This window comes from Paenarthrobacter sp. CM16 (genome assembly GCF_013179505.1).
Lineage (GTDB): Bacteria > Actinomycetota > Actinomycetes > Actinomycetales > Micrococcaceae > Arthrobacter.
Genome location: NZ_JABMCX010000457.1, coordinates 1 through 2,448, shown reverse-complemented (window position 1 = coordinate 2,448; position 2,448 = coordinate 1). Strand labels below are relative to the sequence as shown.

The following is a 2,448-nucleotide window of genomic DNA, read 5'->3' as shown; positions in this document are numbered from 1 at the left end:
ACCCACGATCCGTGCCGCTGCGGGCGTCAGGAGGACTCCGTGCCGGAAGAACCCCGTGGCGATCACCAGGCCGTCAACATCCCCGGTGGCACCAGCTGCCCGCCCCAGCAACGGAGCGTTGTCCGGTGTTCCGGGGCGTGCCCGGGCTGTTGCTTCGAGCAGTTCGAGTTCGGCCACTGCGGGGACCAGTACTTGGGCGTCCCGCAGCAGCTGGTAGACGCCGCCTGCTGAGACCGTCTGGGAGGACGCTGACAATCCGTCCTCGCGCTGGGTGGCCCCGATGACCACGGTGCCGTCGTCGCGGGGCACGATGTAGACGGGCACTCCACGGACCATTCCGCGGACCGTGGAGCTGAGGAGCGGCTGAAGGTGTTCAGGCACCCGAAGCCTCAGGATGTCGCCGTACACCGGGCGCACGGGCAGGGTCAGACCGTCCGGGAGTCCGGCCAGTCCGGCCGCTCCCAGCCCGTTTGCCACCACCGTTTCCGCGGCGAGGACAGTGCCACCACCCTCGATTTCCACTCCTGCTACGCGATCTCCGTCCCACAGCAAGCTGTTTGCCTTGGCAGTTACGGCATAACCGCCCGCGGCACCGTGGACCCATGTGGAGTCACCGGCGCAGTGGGCTGCCAACCCCGACAGGAGGCATGAGGCCAGCTTCCGGGGATCCACCTGGTGGTCCGCGGGAATATCGAAGGCGCTGGAGATCTGTGGACTGAGGAGTGGCTCGCGATCGCGGGCGTCGCGCAGGGACAACGGCTCAACCTCCAGGCCGGCAGCAAGCTGTACTGCCCGAAGATCTGCCAACGCCCGGCGGTCCGCGGCGTCGGCACCCACGGCAAGCGTCGGCGTCGTGCGGTATCCGGTGTCTTGCCCTCTGCTACCCAGGTTGGCCGCAAACGCCGGCCACAACCGGGACGACTCGAGCATCAGCTCCAGGAGGTCTTCCTCCTGGTAGTGCAGTTCGCTGACGGGGGCCAGCATTCCGGCGGCCGCGAACGTGGCTCCGGTAGCCGGTGCGGGATCGATCACCACCACTGAGCGGCCCAGCCGCCGGGCTTCGTCAGCGACGCCCAAGCCGATGACGCCGCCACCAATGACGGCAACATCGGCATGCATGGTGGTTTGGCGGGAATCTGCCATTCCGGTTTCCTTCCCTACGCCGGTACTAGCCGGATCAGGTCAAGCGGTCGGCGCTGAAGCCCTCTCAGCCGGACAGTCATATAACGGACGTCGCGGCTCCCGCAGTACGTGCCCAGTTTAGAGGAACTACTCTGGTTTCCATGACCCCGACTGACGCCCTCGCCACCGCCCGCCTGTATCTATGCACTGATGCCCGGAGACGGCAAGGCGATTTTGAAGACTTCGTTGATGCCGCCTTCGCAGGCGGAGTGGACATCATCCAGCTGCGCGACAAAACCTTGGAAGCTGCCGAAGAGTTGGAGTTGCTGGCGGTCCTGCGCGGAGTTGCCGAACGTCACGGACGGCTATGGGCCGTCAATGACCGCGCCGATGTTGCCAGTGTTTCCGGGGCTCCGGTGTTCCACATCGGGCAAAAGGACTTGCCTTTGGGGGTGGCTCGAACGTTGCTGCCGCAGCCCGCCATCGGCCTGTCCACCCACTCCCCTGAGCAGGTGAATGCGGCCATCGCAGCCTCCCCGGGCGATGGAGGCCTGGACTATTTCTGCGTTGGTCCCCTCTGGGCGACACCCACCAAACCCGGCCGTGAAGCTGTGGGATTGGACTTGGTCACATATGCCGCAGAAGCCAGCAAGCGTGCGGAGGAGACCACCGACGGCGCCGTGCACCTGCCGTGGTTTGCCATCGGAGGGATTGATCTCAGCAACGTCGAGCAGGTAGTGGCTGCCGGGGCCGGCAGGATCGTGGTGGTCCGTGCCATCACCGAAGCCACGGATCCGACGACGGCAGCGAAGTCGTTGCTGGAGGCGCTGGACGCCGCCTGATACAGGCAGTTCAGGCTTAGCCCCCGCCACGCCGCTATGCGGTGAGGCCCAGTCCCGTCATCCGGCGCGAGTGCCGCTCGGCCAGCTCGCCTGTCATTCTCTTGACTGACGCACGGGCGTCTCCACCGCTTTTCAGTGTCGGGCCCAACTGTGGGTGCTCCATGCCCACCCTTTGCGCCTGCGTGAGCGCTTCCCCCACCAACCGGCGCCCCCACAACGCCAAGCGTGAAGCCAGCCGCGGGTCATCGGCCAAGGCCCGCCGCAGCAGGACACGAAGCACTTCCGTTGCTTGGTCAGGTGAAGCCACCCGCTCCACGAAGTGCTGTGTCGCGGGGTCAAGGAAGGCGGCTACAGCGCGGTAGAAGTCCGAGGAGACGGTGTCGATGACGTAGGCCTTCATCACGGATTCGAACCAGTCCGCGGGTTTGGTGCGTTCATGGAAGTGGTCAAAGGAACGTTGGAAGGGCATCATGGCCTCTTCAGG

General features: G+C 65.7%; 3 protein-coding genes and 1 riboswitch. Of the genes, 1 reads left to right on the top strand and 2 read right to left on the bottom strand.

Going from position 1 to position 2,448, the window contains the following annotated elements:
- A partial coding sequence (gene thiO, locus HP499_RS23380; RefSeq protein ID WP_172326441.1) for a glycine oxidase ThiO occupies nt 1-1,143 on the bottom strand: 1,143 nt, incomplete at its 3' end.
- Nucleotides 1,138-1,256, bottom strand: a riboswitch (TPP riboswitch). (Overlaps the previous gene by 6 nt.)
- Before the next feature lie 27 nt (nt 1,257-1,283).
- Between thiO and thiE the strand changes: the two genes are divergently transcribed.
- Nucleotides 1,284-1,964, top strand: coding sequence for a thiamine phosphate synthase (gene thiE / locus HP499_RS23375; protein WP_172326440.1), 681 nt, complete (start codon nt 1,284-1,286; stop codon nt 1,962-1,964).
- A 34-nt stretch (nt 1,965-1,998) separates the two neighbouring features.
- On the opposite strand, the gene HP499_RS23370 is transcribed toward thiE, so the two are convergent.
- Nucleotides 1,999-2,448, bottom strand: a 450-nt coding sequence (locus tag HP499_RS23370; protein WP_172326439.1) for a ferritin-like fold-containing protein, incomplete at its 5' end; no start/stop codon positions are given.